The organism is Leifsonia soli (genome assembly GCF_013408745.1).
Lineage (GTDB): Bacteria > Actinomycetota > Actinomycetes > Actinomycetales > Microbacteriaceae > Leifsonia > Leifsonia soli.
Genome location: NZ_JACCBJ010000001.1, coordinates 659,991 through 677,460, shown reverse-complemented (window position 1 = coordinate 677,460; position 17,470 = coordinate 659,991). Strand labels below are relative to the sequence as shown.

Here is a 17,470-nt window from a genome sequence, read left to right as displayed (position 1 = left end):
TCGAGCCATGATCCGTATGGGGGTGGGTCGCGTGGCTGCGGCAGCCATTGTGGTGGCCGCGAGCACGGTCGTTTCAGGATGCTCGCTGATCGCGCCGGCTGCACCGAGACCGACGCCGACGCAGACCGCGACACCGGATGCCGTCCCCATCGCGCAGCAGCTGCCGGACCTCCGCGTGGCCGGCCAGACGATCGCGACCGGGCAGCTGCGCGCGGTGGAGCACGATCCGCTGCCGGACGAACCGTCGACACCGCCGCTCACAGGAGCGGTGCGGGTCGTGGTCGACTCGTCACTCCGGGTGGAGGTGCACGTCCGGCCCGACACGCCGCTGCCTCCGACCACCTCGGGTTCCTTCCAGCTGACCGGCTACGAACTCGTCGCGACGAACGCGCGCCACGACCGCCGCAGCGACCCGCCGCAGCGGATCGCCTTCGGTCTCACCTCGAGCCTCGCCCGCGTCTCGGAGGACGGCGAGGTCGTGCTGCCCATCCCACCCGGGTTCACCACGCAAGGCGACCCGTCGTATCTGCACTCCATCGAGGAGACGGCCGCGGGCACGGTGGTCGCTGCAGCGGTACTGGCCTGGACGCTGCCCTCCCCCTACCCGTCGCTCCGCGCCGTCGACCACGGGGCCGTCTCGTTCGCCCGCGGCACGACGATCGTCGAGGACGGGGTGCTCACCGGCTACGTGCCCAACCCGTACGACACGCTCTTCGCCGTCTCGCGACGTTTCGGCCTCACCGAAGTGGAACTCGCCTGGCTGAACCCGGCCCTCCTGGCGGCCTCCCCGGACCCGGAGATGAAGTACGGCATCCCGATCGCCCTCGACCCGGCGAGCCGCTGACGCGACGACTGGCCTTCGTTCAGCCCGATGCCTCTGGCGCATCCCGGTGCACGACGTAGACGTGCAGCAGTCGCCCCTCGGAGCTGAACCCGTGCCGCTCGTAGACGGGCACCGCCCGCGGGCTGGAGTGCACGGTCACGCGTTCGAGCCGTCGTTCACGAGCGCGGTCCACGATCGCGTCGATCAGCCGTCCGCCGACCCCTCGGTTGCGATGCCCGGGGGCGACGTACGCGCACTGCAGGTCGCCGGATGCGCGGTCGAACGCGCGTGCGCTCGGGACCCGCGGGACGACGGCCAGCCACGTCATCCCGATCACCTCGCCGTCCGTGACGGCGACGACGCACTCGTGCGTGTCCTGGTGGTCGCGCGCCCACCGAGCGAACTCCTCCGCGAACACCTCGCGTGGATCGAGGGCCTCACCTCCGAACTCGAACACCGAGTCCCAACGCAGCCCGCCGACCGCCGCCCACTCCGTCGGTCGCGCCGGTCTCACCTCGATGTCGCCCATCCCGCCACCCTATGACGGGCGCGTGCCGTAGCGTTCTCGTATGCCGATCAGCATCCCCGCCCTGCCCGAGCTCTCCTGGACCCACACACCCGGCGACGCCGACTACGACGCCTCCACGGAGGCGCTCGCCCTGACGGCTGCCGCGGGTGTCGACTGGTCCAACGACCCGCTCGGGGAGCATGCGCAGCACGCAGCGACCGCTCTCGTGTTCGACGCTCCGGCGGGCGACTTCACGCTGTCCGCGCGCGTCCGCGTCGCATCCCCGCGCACGACCTTCGATGCGGGCGCGCTCGTGCTGTGGAGCGACGACGACCACTGGGCGAAGCTGTGCTTCGAGTACTCGCCGCAGGGCCGGCCGATGGTGGTGAGCGTCGTCACCGACCGGTACTCGGACGACGGCAACAGCACGCTCGTGAGCAGCGGCGAGGTGTTCCTGCGCGTCGCCCGCGTCGGGGAGGCCTGGGCCTTCCACGCGTCGGCGGACGGCATCCGGTGGGACTTCGTCCGCCTGTTCCGGCTCGCGCCGGGCGCGGGCGCCTGGAGGGTCGGCTTCCTGTCGCAGGCGCCGAGGGGCGACACCTGCACTGCGACCTTCGACCGGATCGTCCTCCGGCACGAACGGCTCGCGGACCTCCGCAACGGGGAGTGAGCGCGATCTAGGCGCGCTCGACCACCTCGAACCGGTTGCCGTCGGGGTCGTGCGCCGCGAACATGGCCGGGACGCCCGGCCAGCGGAGCATCTCCCCGACCTCCGTACCGGAGCCTGCGAGCGTCTCGTGCGCCCGTTCCGCGTCGACCGCCTCGAACCGGATGCCCGTCTCCACCCCGGCCGGAGCATCCGGTTTCGCGGGCACCAGGGACACGGACACCGCGGCACCCGGCGGCGCGAGCATGATCCACCGGCCGCCGATCTGCGGAAGCGGCGCATCGACGCGGACCTCGAGTCCGAGCACATCGCGGTAGAACGCGAGAGCCCGATCCTGGTCCGAGACCGGGATGCCGATGGTGCTGACGCCGACGATGCCGGCGCCGTCCGTGTCCGTCATGCGCGACATCCTGCCGCATCCGACGCGGTGTGGCGAGGGGTGGCGGCGAGGGGTGGCGAGACGATTGGATGCGCCTACGCGCCTGCGCGCCTACAGGCCTACGCACCGGGCGGCGCGACCGCGACGCGGAAGCGCGGGGCGGCCTTCTCACCGTGCAGCGCCAGGCGGGCGAGCACGTCGCCGAGCGCCGGGCCGAACTTGAAGCCGTGGCCGGAGAACCCGGTCGCGATCACGACCCGGCCGACGCGGTCGAGCACGAAGTCCTCCTGCTCGGTGCTGTCATACAGGCAGCTGATGCCCTCCGGACGCGTCGCGTCGACGCCCGGCACCCACTCCGCCACGTAGCGCTGCAGCTGTTCCAGCCGATCGGGATCGATGCTCCGGTCGCGGGCGTCCGGGTCGATCTCCGGTCCGACGCCGTGGAAGCCGACCTTGACGCCCTCTCCGGGTGTCAGCAGCCCGTAGGCGCCAGCCACCCCATCCCGGGTCGGATGGTGCACGAAGCTGGGCCACGCGCTCTCCGTGTCCGCCGGGCCGGGCAGCAGCGGGAAGTGCGCCGGCTGCTCCTCGGTCACCCGGACGGTCGGCAGCTCCACGCCGTTCGCGGCGAGCAACGGGCGCAGCAGGAGGGGCGTCCACGACCCTGCCGCGACGACCACCGCGTCGGCGGTGTGCGCGTCGTCGCCGGCCGTGACCGTCACCCCGTCGCCGGACTCGTACACCGCCGTCACGCGGGCGCCGAAGCGGAGCTGCGCCCCGGCCCGCTCGGCCGCGTCGAGCAAGGACTCCACCGCGTCCGCCGCCCGCAACCGGCCTCCGCCGGGGCTGAACAGCACGTGCTCCTCGAACCGGAGGCCCGGCCAGCGGACCTCGGCCTCCGCCGCCGTGAGGCGCTCATACGGCAGCCCGGCCGCATCCTGCGCCGCGGCGATCGCCTTCAGCGCCGCCGGGTCGCCGTGGTCGAGCGCGCCCGTCGCGTCCAGCAGCGTGCGGCCGGTGGCGCGCTCCAGCTCTTTCCAGCCCTGGAGCGCGCGGACCGACAGCTCCACGTAGTCCTGCTCTGCGTAGCCGTGGCGGAAGATCCGCGTCGCCCCGTGCGAGGACCCGCGATCGTGGCCGCGTTCGAACGCCTCCAGCAGCAGTACGGAGGCGCCCTCGCGCGCCAGCGACCAGGCCGTCGCCGCGCCGACGACCCCGGCGCCGATGACGATCACACTCGTTGCCATGCCGCCACCCTATCGAGCGGCCGACCACGAGCTCCGCCGTGCCTCTGCCCTTTCGCAGCCGGCGCCCCTTGAGGCACGCGGGATTCGGACTTGAATGGGGTCACCACGACGGAAGGACACCGACGATGTCGACCGATCAGTACCACGAGCCGCCGAGCGAGCTCAGCGAGGAGACGCGGACGTTCGCGCGGATGTGCGCGAGCCTCTCCGAGGAGGCGGAGGCGATCGGCTGGTACGAGCAGCGCATCGCCGTCGAGAAGGACGAGGCCGCGCGGGCGATCATGCTGGACTCGCTCGCGGAGGAGTACAAGCACTTCAGCATGGAACTCGAATTCCTGCTGCGGGCGAAGCCCCAGTGGCGCGAGACCGCGAAGGGCATCCTGTTCCAGGACGGCGACATCGTGAAGCACGGCGAGGAGGCCGAAGAGGCAGCGGAGGACGCGCCGCAGGGCTGACGCGGGCAGCAAAAAAGCCCCGGGAGAACCGGGGCTTCGCTTGCTGGGGTACCTGGACTCGAACCAAGAACAACTGAACCAGAATCAGCCGTGTTGCCAATTACACCATACCCCACCGGCCTGAACCGTAGTCCGGGCACGAGAAACAACTCTAGCCTACCGGCAGGCCGGACTACAAAACGGGTGCGTCCTCCAGCGAGAGCCCGATGAGGTCGCGGTTGACGGCCGCCGCGACCACCGCACCGGAGCCCGCAGCGACGATCAGCTGCTGCGGGCCGGGCGCCGTCGTCTCGCCCGCCGCGTACACCCCGGGCAGCGACGTGCGCCCGTCCGCGTCGGTCAACAGGTAGCCGTCGGCATCGCTGTCGAGGTCCAGCGCATCCACGAACGACAGGGAGGGCGACCACACCGGGCGGAGGAACCCGCCGGCCCGCTCGATGACCGCGCCGTCCTGGAGCCGGACGCCGGTCATGACGCCCTTCTCCCCCACCACGTCGTCGATCGGGCGGCGTTCGACCCGCACGCCGAGGCGGGCGAGCGTGCCCTCCTCGGCCTCGCCGATCGGTGCGACGCCGTTCGTGAACACGATCAGGTCGTCCGTCCACTGGGTGAGCAGGAGCGCGCGCTCGGCCAGGTCGTCGGTCTCGCCGATCAGGGCGAGCGGCCGGTCGGCCGATTCGAAGCCGTCGCACTCGATGCAGCTGTGCAGCTGCGTGCCGTAGAAGGCGCGGATGCTCGGGATGGCCGGCATCGTCTCGGTCACGCCGGTCGCGACGACCACCGTGTCGGCGCGCACATCCACATCCGCACCGCCGCGCACGCCGCGGCCGGTGACCCGGAACCCGTCGCCCTCCACCGAGACAGCCCCGACCTGGGCGAAGACCACGGTCGCGTTGTCGTACGCGTCCACCTCCTCGCGGCCCATCCGGCGCAGCTCCAGCGGGCTGACGCCGTCGCGCGTGAGGAAGCCGTGGGCGAGGAGCGTGGCCGCGTGGCGGGGACGGTTGCCGTCCACCACGAGCACGCGCCGCCGGGCGCGGGCCAGGTTCAGGGCCGCGGACAACCCCGCAGGGCCCCCTCCGATGACGACGACCTCGTAGGACGGCTCGAGAGCCGGCGCCGCGGGCACACCGGTCATCGCGCTACCCCAGGTCCGCCGACAGCCGGTCGAGCCGCGCGATGGTCTCCGCCTTGCCCAGTATCTCCATGGACTCGAACAGCGGCGGCGACACCCGGCGACCGGACAGCGCCACGCGCAGCGGCCCGAACGCCACCCGCGGCTTCAGCGCCATCCCCTCGACCAGGGCGTCGCGCAGCGCGGACTCGATCGCCTCGTGGTTCCACTCGGACTCGGGCACCAACTCCAGCGCGCCGAGGGAGGCGGCCAGCACCTCGCCCGCGTTGGCCGGGAGCGAGGCGCGTGCGTCGGGCTCCACCACCAGGGATACGGCGTCGGTGAACAGGAAGCCGAGCATGCCGGGCGTCTCGCCCAACAGCTGCACGCGCTCCTGCACGAGCGGGGCCGCCTTCGTCAGCACCTCGTGCTGGGCGGGCGTCAGCGGCTCCCGGACCACACCGGCCGCGGCCAGGTACGGGATGGTGCGCTCGGCGAAGTCGGCGACATCCAGCAGCCGGATGTGGTCGCCGTTGATCGACTCCGCCTTCTTCAGGTCGAAGCGGGCCGGGTTCGGGTTGACGTCCTCCACGTCGAACGCCGCCACCATCTCCGCCAGCGAGAAGACATCGCGGTCGTGGGTCAGCGACCAGCCGAGCAGCGCCAGGTAGTTGACCAGGCCCTCGTGGATGAAGCCGCGGTCGCGGTGGTGGAACAGGTTCGACTCGGGGTCGCGCTTGGAGAGCTTCTTGTTGCCATCGCCCATCACGTAGGGCAGGTGTCCGAACCGCGGGACGAAGGTGGTCACGCCGGCGTCGATCAGCGCGTGGTAGAGCGCGATCTGGCGCGGGGTCGACGACAGCAGATCCTCGCCGCGGAGAACATGGGTGATGCCCATCAGGGCGTCGTCCACCGGGTTCACGAACGTGTACAGCGGGTGGCCGTTCGGGCGCACGACGACGAAGTCGCTGAAGGATCCGGCCTTGAAGGTGATCTCGCCGCGCACCAGGTCGTCGAAGCTGAGGTCGTCGTCGGGCACGCGCAGGCGCAGCGCCGGCTCGCGGCCCTCGGCGCGGTAGGCGGCCTTCTGCTCGTCGGTGAGGTCGCGCTCGAAGTTGTCGTAGCCGAGCTTCGGGTCGCGGCCGAGCGACACGTTGCGCGCCTCGATCTCCTCCGCCGTGGCGAAGCTCTCGTAGATGTGGCCGGAATCGCGCAGCTTCTGGATGAGGTCGCTGTAGATGCCGTACCGCTGCGACTGCCGGTACGGGCCGTGCGGGCCTCCGACGTCGATGCCCTCATCCCACTCGAGCCGCAGCCAGCGCAGCGCCTCGAGGATCTGCTGGTAGCTCTCCTCGCTGTCGCGGGCGGCGTCGGTGTCCTCGATGCGGAACACCAGCTTGCCGCCCGTGTGGCGCGCGTACGCCCAGTTGAACAGGGCGGTGCGGATCAGGCCGACGTGCGGGGTTCCGGTCGGCGACGGGCAGAAGCGCACGCGCACATCGGCGCCGGTGGCCTCGGAGAACGGGTGTGCGATCGAGTCAGACATACGTCTTCGATCCTACCGGGGAGGCTACTTCGGGGCGCGCACCGGATTCACCAGCGATCCGACGCCCTCGACCTCCACCTCGACGGTGTCGCCGGCCTTCATGGGGCCGATGCCGGAGGGAGTGCCGGTCAGGATCACGTCGCCGGGGAGCAGCGTGAAGACGCTCGACGCGTACGCCACGATCGACGGGATGTCGTGCACCATGTCCGAGATCGGCGCCTCCTGCTTCAGCTCGCCGTTGAGGCGGGTCCGCAGCACGGCGTCCGGAGCCAATTCGGTCTCGATGACCGGGCCGAGCGGGCAGAAGGTGTCGAAGCCCTTCGCGCGCGTCCACTGGCCGTCCTTCTCCTGCAGGTCGCGCGCGGTCACGTCGTTCGCCACGGTGTACCCGAAGATGTGCTCGGCGGCGTTCTCGGCGCGGACGTTGCGGGCGATCTTCCCGATCACAACGGCCAGCTCGCCCTCGTAGTCGACGCGCTCCGACTGCGGCGGCACCACGATCGCATCGCCGAGGCCGATCACGGCCGTGTTCGGCTTCAGGAACAGCAGCGGCTCCCCCGGCGCCTCTCCGCCCATCTCGGCGGCGTGCTCGTGGTAGTTCTTGCCGACGGCGACGACCTTCGAGCGCGGGATGACCGGCGCGAGAAGCGAGCCGACCTTCGCCAGCGGCACGCGCTCCCCGGTGGTCTCGAATCCGACGAACATCGGGTCGCCCGCGAGCACGACCAGGGCATCGTCGTCGACGATGCCGTAGTCGATGGCCGGGGTCGACGAGCCTTCGCGGGTGTGGCTGAAACGTGCGATCTTCACGCATCCGAGCCTAGCGCCGACAGGATGCGGAGGCAGTCGGCCGCGCTCAGCCGGCCGAGCTCAGCCGGCCGCGCTCAGTGCCGTGACGATCCGGGTGATGGCCGGGGTCGGGATGCCATGCGACTCCCCCACGCGAAGTAGGGCGCCGCCGAGCGCGTCGAGCTCGCTGGGTGCGCCTGCGGCCAGGTCTTCCTGCAGCGAGGTGCGCATCCCGCCGGGCACGCTGCGCAGCGCACGGACCAGGTCGAGCTCGGCCACGGGCACGCCCTCCGCAGCGGAGCACGCGACGATCTCGGACACGACCGCTTCGGTGAGTTCGGGATCCTCGCTGAGAGCGGTGCCGGCCGGCTGACGCCAGTACGACGTGAGCAGGGCGAGCGCCGCCAGGAGCCGGAACTTCGCCCAGAGCACCTCTGCCTCCGTGCCACCGACCCGCACACTGGGCCCGGCGTCGGCGAGCGCGCGGGTGGAGGCGAACTCCGCAGCCGCCTCCGGCGCTTCGATGCGCACGAACGGGCTGCGGTGGTCGATCACGGTGGTGGATGCGCGCAGGGCCGACACCGCGACCGACGCTCCCGCGACCGGTACGCCGGGGAGCGCGGCGCGGAGCGGCCCCATGTGCTCGATGCCGTTGAGGAACGACACGACCTCGGACGGCCGCGCGGCGGCGATCCCGGGAAGCACGTCGTCGAGGCCGTACGCCTTGGTCGCGACGATCACGTGCGCACCTCGGGGCACCGCGGTCTCGGCGCGAATGCGCTCCACGCTGTCGCCGAACTGCGGACTGCGGACTTCGATGCCGTCGCGCCGGATGGCTTCCACCGTGCCCGGACGGCCCACTGCGACGACCTCGTGCCCGGCGCGCTGCAGCAGCCAGGCGAACAACCCGCCGACGGCCCCGGGACCGACGACCGCGAACACCGCGTCATCCATGAGCCGATGCTAGCGCGGCCTCGTTCGGCCGGCGCCTCACGCTCTAGCGTCGCTGACGTTCCTCCTGGATGCAGGTCTCACGGTCTCGCTCGTGCTGCCTCCCGAGTTCTTCGTACTCCTCTTCGAGCTCGGCGATCATCCGGCCGGCTCGACGTATATTCTCGTCGCTCGTCTCCGAGACCCGTTGAAGCTCCCTGCGGAACCCCGGGTCGTCGGCGACGCCCTGGTGTGCGCTCAGAGCGTAGAAGGCCTCCTGAACCTGGTGGATCCGGGTGCGGTAGGCCCACACGCCCTCCTCGGCGAGGTCGATACGCCGACGGGCCGCGGCCTTCTCCTCCTGCTGACCCTCTTCGAGTTCGCGCAATGACACCTGTCGGCTCACCATGTGATGCTGTTCACCCCTCGTGCATAGTCGTTGTCCGAGAGAAGCTCGCCGATGCCCTCTCCGACCTTCTTGGCGACCGCTCCCGACAGGACGGTGTTGCTCAGGTCGGCGCTCCCGAGGGCGGTCCCGACAGCCGTTCCGGCCACGGCCACCTGCGTCGAGGCCGTGGCCTTGACGGCAAGGGTGTTGGCGCGGACGAGCGGGGGAAGCATGGCCTGCAGTAGCCCGAGGGCTACGGTGTGCGCCTGGCCCTCGATGAAGTCCTGCAGGGCGCCGACGCCCGACTGTATCTCGCGATCGAGACTCGCCGTGAAGTCCTCGACGAACGCGAACGGGTCGCTGGGAATCGAGTTCATGTCATCCTCTCCGGTCTAGCGGCTGCCGTAGGTGAGAGCCCACTGCCCGTCCTGGGCGACCGTGTGCTCGACCATCTTCAGCAACCCCTGGCTGATGTCCTGCACCCGTTCGATGTGGCGATCGACCAGCCGATCGACCTCGCGAACGGCGCCCTCGTCGACGTTCTGGTGGACGTGCAGCCGGTTCGTGTCCACGCAGGCTTCGATGTCGTGCGTTGTGATGGTCGGGAGCATCAGGGCCGCCGTCTTCGCCGCGTTCAGGCCCTCCTCCATGCTCGGGATCAGACGGCCGTTCGCCCGTTTGATCTCGGCGAGCTCCGCCGCCGTCGCCGCGAGGCTCGCCGCGAGCGCGACGACCGACAGCGTGTTGACGGTCACGATGAGGCCGCTGATGTTCTTCGCGGCCATCCCGGCGAAAGCCGGATTCCTGACCGTGGCGACGACGGCGCCGAGGGCCGGTCGCATCACTTCTCCCACGCCGGGGACCATCGAGTTCAGGTGCATCTCGACGATCTCCTCGAGCGTGTGGCCCGTGACGCCGGCGCCTCTGATCGATCCGTCGGGCTTGACGTCGAGGGACTCGCGATTGGAGATGTTGTGATACTCGAGCAGCTGGCGGCCCGGTTCGTCCTTCACGTAGATCGCCGCACCGGTGCGGTTCGGATGCAGATTGCCGATCAGATCCCAGATGTTGACGTAGTTCTGCAACGGCAGACGACCCGCCGTGCGCTCGACGTCGATGCGCTTCTTCGCGCCGTCCGAGAGCAGCTTCCAGGGGTCCGGGGCGTTGAACGTTGTCGCCGGCCGCCCGGTCTCGGATGCGACGAGCAGGGCGAGGAAGCCCCCGAGCGAGTGACCGGTCAAGTGGATGTCGGCGCCCGTGTACCTCCCCTCCACCCGAGCGGCGAACGACTTCGCATCGCCGACCTGCGTCCCGATGAGCTGCTGGTTGCCGAGAACGGACTGCACGTCGGTGACCACGTCGGCGTGGTGCTCCGGATTAGTGCCCGCATAGGAGATCACCACCTGGGAGGTATCCGCCTTACCGTTGACGACGGGCGCGACGGCCATCGCCTGGAACCCGTTGACCGGATTGTCCTGCACGTCGAGCACCTCGTAGGTCTGGCGAGTTGAGCCGCTCCGAGCATCGAACGTTTCCCCTGGTGCCAGGGGCGGTTCCCTCCTCAGAGGGTCGACCAGGTAGGCCTTACCGGAAAGCTCCATGAACTCTTCGGCCGTCGTCACTTGATCACCTCGGACGTTCCATCGCTGAAGATAAGAGTCAAAGGCAGACGCGAAGGAGGAGCGGGCAAATCGGGTGGGCGCCCTTCGTCGCCCACCCACGCAGGACCAAAACGCTCATCGATGATTACCTGGTAGTCGACGCCGCCGATGGTGGCAATGGCATTCACACTCCACGAAGCACCCAGCCCAGGGACGTCCCCCTCACGTGTGAAGCGGATCTTCTCGACATTGGGTTGCCACTCGTCTCGGAACGTCAATGCGGACTTCCTCTGCAGCGCGATATTCTCCTGCAACGCCGTCTGCTGACTCACCTTGCGGTCCCCTCCCCACACGCAGCCCACCGATCCGGCAAGGAGCCCAGCGCTCAGCGCCAACGCTCCCATCATCCGAGCGACGCGCACGCGCATTCCTCCGCTCGACATCCGTCCGCCGACCCCGTTCGAGGTGTGCGGTGCGGCCGAACTGGACTCGGCCGTCACCCTAGAAGACGTCGGAACTGCGGGATCGTGACGTGAGCCGAACGCGATCACAGAGCCGCGCAACACACTGGAGGGGATGCGGGCTCACGCCGCGCATCCCCTCCAAGGCCTTCGCTCGAGTATTACGCGTCGAGGCGGTACATCCAGTTGTGGCGGTCGCGCTCGCGGCCGTACTGGATGTCCGTCAGCTCCTGGCGCAGCGACATCGTCAGCTCGCCGGGAGGCGCCGTGATGTCGCCCACCGTGAAGGTGTCCGACTTGAGCTCACCGATCGGCGTGATCACCGCGGCGGTGCCGCACGCGAACACCTCGACGATGTCGCCAGACTCCACGCCGTCGCGCCACTCGTCGAGCGTCACCTTGCGGCGCTCCACGGCGTGACCGCGGTCGCGGGCCAGCTGCAGCACGGAGTCGAGGGTGATGCCCTCGAGGATGCTGTCCGACTCCGGAGTGATCAGCGTGCCGTCCTTGCGCACCAGCACAACGTTCATCCCGCCGAGCTCTTCGAGGTACTTTCCCTCGACCGAGTCGAGGAAGAGCACCTGCGCGCAGCCGTGCTCGTACGCCTCCGACTGCGGCAGCAGGCTGGAGGCGTAGTTGCCGCCGGTCTTCGCCGCACCCGTTCCGCCCTTGCCCGCACGCGACCAGCGGTCGGACAGCCAGATGGACACCGGGGCGACGCCGCTCGGGAAGTACGCGCCGGCCGGGCTCGCGATCAGGTAGTACGCGACCTTGTTGGCCGGGCGGACACCGAGGAACGCCTCCTTTGCGAACATGAAGGGACGGAGGTACAGGCTGGTCTCCGGTGCGTCCGGCACCCAGTCGCCGTCGACGGCGATGAGCTGCTTGAGCGAGTCGAGGAAGTGCTCGACCGGCAGCTCGGGAAGAGCCAGGCGGTACGCCGAGCGCTGCATGCGGGCCGCGTTCGCCTCCGGGCGGAAGCCCCAGATCGAGCCGTCCTCGTGGCGGTACGCCTTGAGGCCCTCGAAGATCTCCTGCGCGTAGTGGAACACCGCGGCCGACGGCTCCAGCTGGATGGGTCCGTAGGGCGAGACGCGCGGACGGTGCCAGCCGCCCTTCGCGGACCAGCAGATGTCGACCATGTGGTCCGTGAAGTGGTTGCCGAAGCCGGGATCCGCGAGGATCTCGGCCCGGGTGGCCGCATCGCGCGCGGCCTCGTTGCGGGTGACGTTCCAGAGCAGGCCCGAGGTCTCGGTGGGTCCGCTGGTGAGGGAGATGCTGGTCGAAGTCATGACAGGTCCTTTATGCGACGGTGATTCAATTCTGCGCCACTCGTGCGGCGATCGCTGCGCCGATCTCGGAGGTCGTTCGCGCAGCGCCCGTGCGGGCGGCGAGGTCGGCGGTCACTGCCTGCTCCACGCGTCCGGCGAGCTCCTTCTCGCCGAGGTGGCGGAGCAGGAGTGCCGTGGAGAGGATGGCGGCGGTGGGGTCGGCCTTCTGCTGGCCGGCGATGTCGGGGGCCGATCCGTGAACCGGCTCGAACATGCTCGGAAAGGCCCCGGCCGGGTTGATGTTGCCCGAGGCCGCCAGCCCGATGCCGCCGCTGATCGCGGCCGCGAGGTCGGTGAGGATGTCGCCGAAGAGGTTGTCCGTGACGATCACATCGAATCTAGCAGGATCCGTGACCAGGAAGATCGTGGCCGCGTCGACGTGGAGGTAGTCGACCGTGACGTCGGGGTGTTCGGCGGCCACCGCATCCACGATCCGCTTCCAGAGGGAGCCGGCGAAGGTGAGCACGTTGGTCTTGTGCACCAGCGTGAGCTTCCGCCTCCGCTGCCCGGCCTGCTCGAACGCGTAGCGCACCACCCGCTCGACCCCGTACGCGGTGTTCACCGACACCTCGTTGGCGATCTCGTGGGGCGTGCCCTGCCGGATGACGCCGCCGTTGCCGACGTACGGGCCCTCCGTCCCCTCGCGCACGACGACGAAGTCGACATCGCCCGGGTTCGCCAGCGGGCTGGCGATGCCGGGGAAGAGCGTCGTCGGACGCAGGTTCACGTAATGGTCGAGCGAGAACCGCAGCTTCAGCAGGAGCCCGCGCTCGATGTTCGCCCCGGCCAGCCGCGGGTCGCCCGGGACGCCGCCGACCGCGCCGAGCAGGATGGCGTCGTGGCTCTTGATCGCCTCCAGGTCGTCGTCGGTCAGGACATCGCCCGTCGCCAGGTAGCGGTCGGCGCCGAGCGAGAAGTGCGTCTTCTCGAACGAGAGCCCGCTCCCCTCCGTCACCGCGTCGAGCACCGCGACGGCCTCGGCGATGACCTCCGGACCGATCCCGTCCCCGGGGATGACGGCGAGCTTGACGGTACGGGACATGGCACTCCTGCGCTGGTCGATGGTGGGAACCGGTAGTGCCACCCTATCGCCGCGGCACGACATCGACGGGCACTCAGGAGCGCACGTGACGCAGGGTGATCAGGGCGACGACGGCGGCGGTCGCCACCAGGCCGATGCCGATCACCGCGGTGACCCCGACCCCGCTGTCGAACGCCGCTCTGGCCGACGCCAGCAGCTGCTCGCCGAGCGCGTCCGGCAGACCCGCCGCGACGGCGACCGCGCCGCCCAGCGTCTCCCCCGCTGCGTCCGCCTGCGCGGCCGTCAGCCCATCAGGAACGACGAGGGTCGCCCGGTAAGAGGCCGTGATCAGGGTGCCGAGGGTGGCTGTGCCGAGCACGGCTCCCAGCTCGTACGCCGTCTCCGACACCGCCGACGCGGCGCCCGCCTTCGCGGCGGGAGCGGTCGAGATCACCAGCTCGTTCGAGACGGTCTCGGCACCGCCGATGCCCGCGCCCAGGAGCACGAACGCGGCCAGCAGGACGCCCCACGGCGCTCCCCCTCCGGTCAGCGCGACCAGGAGGTAGCCCGCCGCGGAGAAGGTCAGCCCTCCCGCGATCACGACGCCGGGCCGGATTCGGCGGGCGATCGGGACGACGACGAGCCCGGCCACGATCATCGTGAGCAGCCCGGGGAGCAGCACGAGCCCGGACTGCAGCGGCGTCAGCCCGATGACGAGCTGCAGGTGTTGGGATACGAAGAACAGGAAGCCGACGAGCGACACGACGCTGAGCAGGTTGACGACGACGGCTCCGCTGAACGCGGGACGGGTGAACAGCCGCATGTCGAGCATCGGCACCGGGCGGCGGAGCTGCCGCCGGACGAACAGCGCGCCGCTCGCGGCGCCCACCCCGATCGCGAGCACGGCGACGGGCGAGAAGCCGTCGACCGCCAGCGCCTTGATGCCGTAGACGATCGGCGCCATGGTCAGGAGCGAGAGGACGATGCCGGGCACATCCACCGGGCCGGGCGCGGGGTCGCGCGACTCGCGCACCAGCAGCGGCGCGAGCACGAGCAGCGGGATGAGGACGGGCACCGCGAGCAGGAACACGGACCCCCACCAGAAGTGCTCCAGGAGCACTCCTCCGACGATCGGGCCGAGGGCGGAGCCTGCCGCGAAGCCGGAGGCCCAGATCGCGATCGCCAGCCGGCGCTGCTCCCGGTCGAGGAAGACGCTGCGCAGCAGCGACAGGGTGGACGGCATGAGCATGGCGCCGAAGACGCCGAGAGCCGCGCGTGCGGCGATGAGCAGCTCGGCGGTCGGTGCGAAGGCGGCGACGGCCGACACGACGGCGAAGCCTGTGGCGCCGATGAGCAGCAGCCGGCGACGGCCGATGCGGTCGCCGAGGCTGCCCATGGCGACGAGGAGGCCCGCGAGAACGAGCGGGTAGATGTCGACGATCCACAGCATCCCGGTCGCCGACGGGCGCAGCGCCTCGGAGATGGCGGGCAGGGCGAAGCTGAGCACGGTGTTGTCGACCGAGACGAGCAGCGTCGGCAGCATGAGGACGCCGAGCGCCGCCCAACCGCGCACGCCCGCACGCGTGATCGCCGGGGTCGGGAGGGTCGGTGTCGAGGTCATGCTGTTACTGTACCGTCTGGACGGTACAGTCGCAAAACGGTCCCGCTACCATGGAGGCATGCCGTCCGCGCCAGCGTCCCCCTCCCCCGCATCGCCCGGCGCCGCGTCGCCCGCGCCTGGAGCGTCCGGCGGAGGCGTCGCGTCGGCGGGGGCGCCGGCGGTTCCGGTCTCCGCCCGCGACCGCGTGCTGGACGCCTTCGAGGAGCTGCTCGCCGAGCAGAGCGAGCGCGCCGCGACCCTCGACGCCGTCGCCGCCCGCGCCGGCGTCTCGAAGGGTGGACTGCTCTACCACTTCGCGTCGAAGGAGGCGCTGGCCGCCGGCGTGCTCGACCGCTTCGCGGCCCTCATCGACGACGACCTCGCCGCCATGCGGGCAGCCCCCGACGGCCCGGTGGATTACTTCCTCCGGACGTCGATCCCCACCGACTCCCGCTTCGAGCGCGCGATCGTCGCGATCGCCCGGCTGGCGCAGGCGGCCGACCCGCGGGCGCGCGACGCCCTCGCGAGCGCGCAGCGGCGCTGGCTGGAGGTGCTGCAGGAGGCGGTCGGCGACCCGCTGGTGGCGCGCACGATCATGCTGATCGGCGACGGGATGTACTACAACACCGCCCTGCTTCCCGCGGCCAACAACGTGCTCAGGGACGAGACGGACATCGACGATCTGGTCGCTCTGATCCGCCGGTTCGCCGGGGACGCGTAAACCCGCAGACGCGTAAACCGCACGCGTGCGTAAACCGCAGGCGCGCACACCGGACCTAGCGTCGGAGAAAGCGCCGCAGATCTCCGACGGGACGCGGTCCGGATGGAGTTCCGGCGCGATCGGGCGCCGATCTCCGACGGTGGGAGGCGGACCTCCGACGGTGGCCGCCGGAGACCCGCCCGGCGGCCGTCAGGACTCGGTGATGTCGATCTCCTGCATGAGGTCGGCGTCGATCGCGAGCCGCACCTTCTCGAGCAGGCCGTCCGGCACGCGCGAGTCGACGGTGAGCACGCTGAGCGCCTTGCCTCCGGCCGAGGTCCGGGCGACCTGCATGCCCGCGATGTTGATCTCCGCCTCGCCGAACTCGCGGCCGTAGACCGCGACGATGCCGGGACGGTCGTCGTAGACCATGACGACGAGGTGCTCGGCGACCGGCACCTCCACGTCGTAGCCGTTGATCCCGACGATCTTCTCGATCTGCTTCGGGCCGGTCAGCGTGCCGGACACCGCGATCTGCGAACCGTCGCTCAGGGCGCCGCGCAGGGTGATCAGGTTGCGGTACTCCTCGCTCACCGAGTCGGTGATGAGGCGGACCTCGATGCCGCGCTGGTCGGCGAGCAGGGGCGCGTTCACGTACGACACCGTCTCGCTGACGATGTTGGTGAAGATGCCCTTCAGCGCCGCGAGCTTCAGCACGCTGACGTCGTAGTCGGCGAGCTCGCCGCGCACCTCGACGTCGACGCTCGTCACGGGGCTGCTCGCGAGCCCGGAGAACACCTGGCCCAGCTTCTCGACGAGCGGGATGCCGGGGCGCACGTACGGGTCGATGACGCCGCCGGCGACGTTCACCGCGTCGGGCACCAGCTCGCCCGACAGCGCAAGCCGCACCGAGCGCGCGACCGAGACGCCCGCCTTCTCCTGCGCCTCGTCGGTGGATGCGCCCAGGTGCGGCGTCACCACGACGTTCTCGAGCGCGAGCAGCGGGGAGTCCTGCGGCGGCTCCGAGACGAAGACGTCGAGCCCGGCGCCCGCGATCGTGCCGGTGGTCAGGGCGCGGTAGAGCGCATCCTCGTCGATCAGGCCGCCGCGGGCCACGTTGACGATGAACGCCGTCTTCTTCATCAGGGCCAGCTGGTCGTCGGAGATCATGCCGGTGGTCTCCGGCGTCTTCGGCATGTGGATGGTGATGAAGTCGGACTGCGCCAGCAGCTCGTCGAGCGTCACCAGCTGGACGCCCAGCTGCTGGGCCCGCGCGCTCGTGACGTACGGGTCGTACGCGATGACATTGGTCCCGAACGACTGCAGGCGCGCGGTGATCAGCGCACCGATGCGGCCGAGGCCGATGATGCCTATGGTCTTCTCGTACAGCTCAACGCCGGTGTACTTCGACCGCTTCCACTGTCCCTGCGCGAGTGCGTTGTGCGCGGCGGGGATGTGGCGGGCGAGGCTCAGGATGTGGCCGACTGTGAGCTCGGCGGCCGAGATGATGTTCGACGTCGGCGCGTTGACGACCATGACGCCGGCGTTGGTCGCCGTCTTGATGTCGACATTGTCGAGCCCGACGCCGGCGCGGGCGATGACCTTGAGGACCGGTGCGGCGGCGATGACCTCGGCGTCGACCTTGGTCGCGGAGCGCACCAGGATGGCGTCGGCGTCGGCGACAGCCGCGAGCAGCGCCGGCCGATCGGTCCCGTCCACCGAGCGGATCTCGAAGTCGGGCCCCAGGGCGTCGACGGTGGCGGGCGAGAGTTCTTCGGCGATCAGGACGACCGGCTTTGTCACGTGGCAGTTCCTTACAGAGGGCGAGGGCTGGCTTGGGAGAACGGCGCCACGGTCGGTGGGGCGCGGAACGGCTTAACTCTAGCGGGCGGCCACCGCCCCCTTTCGCC

At 70.4% G+C, this 17,470-nt stretch carries 19 protein-coding genes and 1 tRNA gene; 4 read left to right on the top strand and 16 right to left on the bottom strand.

Annotation, left to right across the window (positions count from 1 at the left end):
• Positions 1 to 7: 7 nt before the first annotated feature.
• A complete protein-coding gene (locus BJ963_RS03305; RefSeq protein ID WP_246297979.1) occupies positions 8 to 844 on the top strand; it encodes a hypothetical protein in 837 nt (278 codons plus the stop codon).
• Positions 845 to 863: 19 nt separating this feature from the next.
• Here the strand turns inward: BJ963_RS03305 and BJ963_RS03300 are convergent, their stop codons facing one another.
• Positions 864 to 1,352, bottom strand: coding sequence for a GNAT family N-acetyltransferase (locus tag BJ963_RS03300; RefSeq protein WP_179454605.1), 489 nt, complete (start codon positions 1,350 to 1,352; stop codon positions 864 to 866).
• A 40-nt stretch (positions 1,353 to 1,392) separates the two neighbouring features.
• Between BJ963_RS03300 and BJ963_RS03295 the strand changes: the two genes are divergently transcribed.
• A complete protein-coding gene (locus BJ963_RS03295; RefSeq protein ID WP_179454603.1) occupies positions 1,393 to 2,001 on the top strand; it encodes a DUF1349 domain-containing protein in 609 nt (202 codons plus the stop codon).
• A 7-nt stretch (positions 2,002 to 2,008) separates the two neighbouring features.
• Here the strand turns inward: BJ963_RS03295 and BJ963_RS03290 are convergent, their stop codons facing one another.
• Both BJ963_RS03290 and BJ963_RS03285 read right to left on the bottom strand, forming a co-directional pair.
• Positions 2,009 to 2,398, bottom strand: a complete 390-nt coding sequence (locus BJ963_RS03290; RefSeq protein ID WP_179454600.1) for a VOC family protein — start codon at positions 2,396 to 2,398, stop codon at positions 2,009 to 2,011.
• Between the two features lie 98 nt (positions 2,399 to 2,496).
• Positions 2,497 to 3,624 carry an FAD-dependent oxidoreductase gene (locus BJ963_RS03285; protein WP_179454598.1) on the bottom strand — a complete coding sequence of 376 codons (1,128 nt, stop codon included), beginning with the start codon at positions 3,622 to 3,624 and terminating at the stop codon, positions 2,497 to 2,499.
• A 125-nt stretch (positions 3,625 to 3,749) separates the two neighbouring features.
• Between BJ963_RS03285 and BJ963_RS03280 the strand changes: the two genes are divergently transcribed.
• Complete coding sequence (locus BJ963_RS03280) at positions 3,750 to 4,079, top strand: ferritin family protein (RefSeq protein ID WP_089911938.1); 330 nt, start codon at positions 3,750 to 3,752, stop codon at positions 4,077 to 4,079.
• Positions 4,080 to 4,122: 43 nt separating this feature from the next.
• Here the strand turns inward: BJ963_RS03280 and BJ963_RS03275 are convergent.
• The 12 genes from BJ963_RS03275 to BJ963_RS03220 form a co-directional block, all read right to left on the bottom strand.
• Positions 4,123 to 4,194 (bottom strand) — tRNA-Gln (locus BJ963_RS03275).
• A gap of 57 nt (positions 4,195 to 4,251) precedes the next feature.
• Complete coding sequence (locus BJ963_RS03270; RefSeq protein ID WP_179454596.1) at positions 4,252 to 5,217, bottom strand: NAD(P)/FAD-dependent oxidoreductase; 966 nt, start codon at positions 5,215 to 5,217, stop codon at positions 4,252 to 4,254.
• Between the two features lie 4 nt (positions 5,218 to 5,221).
• Positions 5,222 to 6,739 carry a glutamate--tRNA ligase gene (gltX, locus tag BJ963_RS03265; RefSeq protein ID WP_179454593.1) on the bottom strand — a complete coding sequence of 506 codons (1,518 nt, stop codon included), beginning with the start codon at positions 6,737 to 6,739 and terminating at the stop codon, positions 5,222 to 5,224.
• 24 nt (positions 6,740 to 6,763) lie between these two features.
• Positions 6,764 to 7,549 carry a fumarylacetoacetate hydrolase family protein gene (locus BJ963_RS03260; RefSeq protein ID WP_179454591.1) on the bottom strand — a complete coding sequence of 262 codons (786 nt, stop codon included), beginning with the start codon at positions 7,547 to 7,549 and terminating at the stop codon, positions 6,764 to 6,766.
• A gap of 60 nt (positions 7,550 to 7,609) precedes the next feature.
• Positions 7,610 to 8,482 carry a ketopantoate reductase family protein gene (locus tag BJ963_RS03255; protein ID WP_179454589.1) on the bottom strand — a complete coding sequence of 291 codons (873 nt, stop codon included), beginning with the start codon at positions 8,480 to 8,482 and terminating at the stop codon, positions 7,610 to 7,612.
• A gap of 43 nt (positions 8,483 to 8,525) precedes the next feature.
• The gene (locus tag BJ963_RS03250; protein ID WP_218857009.1) at positions 8,526 to 8,846 is read right to left on the bottom strand and encodes a hypothetical protein; all 321 of its coding nucleotides are present in this window, start codon (positions 8,844 to 8,846) and stop codon (positions 8,526 to 8,528) included.
• A gap of 14 nt (positions 8,847 to 8,860) precedes the next feature.
• Positions 8,861 to 9,223, bottom strand: a complete 363-nt coding sequence (locus tag BJ963_RS03245; protein WP_179454585.1) for a hypothetical protein — start codon at positions 9,221 to 9,223, stop codon at positions 8,861 to 8,863.
• Positions 9,224 to 9,238: 15 nt separating this feature from the next.
• On the bottom strand, positions 9,239 to 10,327 hold the full coding sequence (locus tag BJ963_RS03240; RefSeq protein WP_179454583.1) for a Tle-like phospholipase domain-containing protein: 1,089 nt from the start codon (positions 10,325 to 10,327) through the stop codon (positions 9,239 to 9,241).
• A gap of 137 nt (positions 10,328 to 10,464) precedes the next feature.
• Positions 10,465 to 10,779: a hypothetical protein gene (locus tag BJ963_RS03235; protein ID WP_179454581.1), complete on the bottom strand. Its 315-nt coding sequence runs from the start codon at positions 10,777 to 10,779 to the stop codon at positions 10,465 to 10,467.
• Positions 10,780 to 11,069: 290 nt separating this feature from the next.
• Positions 11,070 to 12,200: a branched-chain amino acid aminotransferase gene (locus tag BJ963_RS03230; protein ID WP_089911953.1), complete on the bottom strand. Its 1,131-nt coding sequence runs from the start codon at positions 12,198 to 12,200 to the stop codon at positions 11,070 to 11,072.
• Positions 12,201 to 12,225: 25 nt separating this feature from the next.
• Positions 12,226 to 13,281, bottom strand: a complete 1,056-nt coding sequence (locus BJ963_RS03225) for a 3-isopropylmalate dehydrogenase (protein ID WP_089911958.1) — start codon at positions 13,279 to 13,281, stop codon at positions 12,226 to 12,228.
• Positions 13,282 to 13,354: 73 nt separating this feature from the next.
• Entirely contained in the window at positions 13,355 to 14,881 is a 1,527-nt protein-coding gene (locus tag BJ963_RS03220) for an MFS transporter (protein ID WP_179454579.1), read from the bottom strand.
• A 58-nt stretch (positions 14,882 to 14,939) separates the two neighbouring features.
• Here BJ963_RS03220 and BJ963_RS03215 point away from each other — a divergent pair, with 58 nt between their 5' ends.
• The gene (locus BJ963_RS03215; RefSeq protein WP_218857008.1) at positions 14,940 to 15,581 is read left to right on the top strand and encodes a TetR/AcrR family transcriptional regulator; all 642 of its coding nucleotides are present in this window, start codon (positions 14,940 to 14,942) and stop codon (positions 15,579 to 15,581) included.
• Between the two features lie 189 nt (positions 15,582 to 15,770).
• On the opposite strand, the gene serA is transcribed toward BJ963_RS03215, so the two are convergent.
• Positions 15,771 to 17,363: a phosphoglycerate dehydrogenase gene (serA, locus tag BJ963_RS03210; RefSeq protein WP_089911963.1), complete on the bottom strand. Its 1,593-nt coding sequence runs from the start codon at positions 17,361 to 17,363 to the stop codon at positions 15,771 to 15,773.
• Positions 17,364 to 17,470: the final 107 nt, after the last annotated feature.

Bases quoted from the DNA above. Each gene is read 5' to 3' on its own strand.
- BJ963_RS03295 (WP_179454603.1), top strand. From the start codon at position 1,393: ATGCCGATCAGCATCCCCGCCCTGCCCGAGCTCTCCTGGACCCACACA.
- BJ963_RS03270 (WP_179454596.1), bottom strand. From the start codon at position 5,217: ATGACCGGTGTGCCCGCGGCGCCGGCTCTCGAGCCGTCCTACGAGGTC.
- gltX (WP_179454593.1), bottom strand. From the start codon at position 6,739: ATGTCTGACTCGATCGCACACCCGTTCTCCGAGGCCACCGGCGCCGAT.
- BJ963_RS03230 (WP_089911953.1), bottom strand. From the start codon at position 12,200: ATGACTTCGACCAGCATCTCCCTCACCAGCGGACCCACCGAGACCTCG.
- BJ963_RS03290 (WP_179454600.1), bottom strand. From the start codon at position 2,398: ATGACGGACACGGACGGCGCCGGCATCGTCGGCGTCAGCACCATCGGC.
- BJ963_RS03245 (WP_179454585.1), bottom strand. From the start codon at position 9,223: ATGAACTCGATTCCCAGCGACCCGTTCGCGTTCGTCGAGGACTTCACG.
- BJ963_RS03215 (WP_218857008.1), top strand. From the start codon at position 14,940: ATGCCGTCCGCGCCAGCGTCCCCCTCCCCCGCATCGCCCGGCGCCGCG.
- BJ963_RS03305 (WP_246297979.1), top strand. From the start codon at position 8: ATGATCCGTATGGGGGTGGGTCGCGTGGCTGCGGCAGCCATTGTGGTG.
- BJ963_RS03300 (WP_179454605.1), bottom strand. From the start codon at position 1,352: ATGGGCGACATCGAGGTGAGACCGGCGCGACCGACGGAGTGGGCGGCG.
- BJ963_RS03220 (WP_179454579.1), bottom strand. From the start codon at position 14,881: ATGACCTCGACACCGACCCTCCCGACCCCGGCGATCACGCGTGCGGGC.
- BJ963_RS03280 (WP_089911938.1), top strand. From the start codon at position 3,750: ATGTCGACCGATCAGTACCACGAGCCGCCGAGCGAGCTCAGCGAGGAG.
- BJ963_RS03225 (WP_089911958.1), bottom strand. From the start codon at position 13,281: ATGTCCCGTACCGTCAAGCTCGCCGTCATCCCCGGGGACGGGATCGGT.
- BJ963_RS03285 (WP_179454598.1), bottom strand. From the start codon at position 3,624: ATGGCAACGAGTGTGATCGTCATCGGCGCCGGGGTCGTCGGCGCGGCG.
- BJ963_RS03255 (WP_179454589.1), bottom strand. From the start codon at position 8,482: ATGGATGACGCGGTGTTCGCGGTCGTCGGTCCCGGGGCCGTCGGCGGG.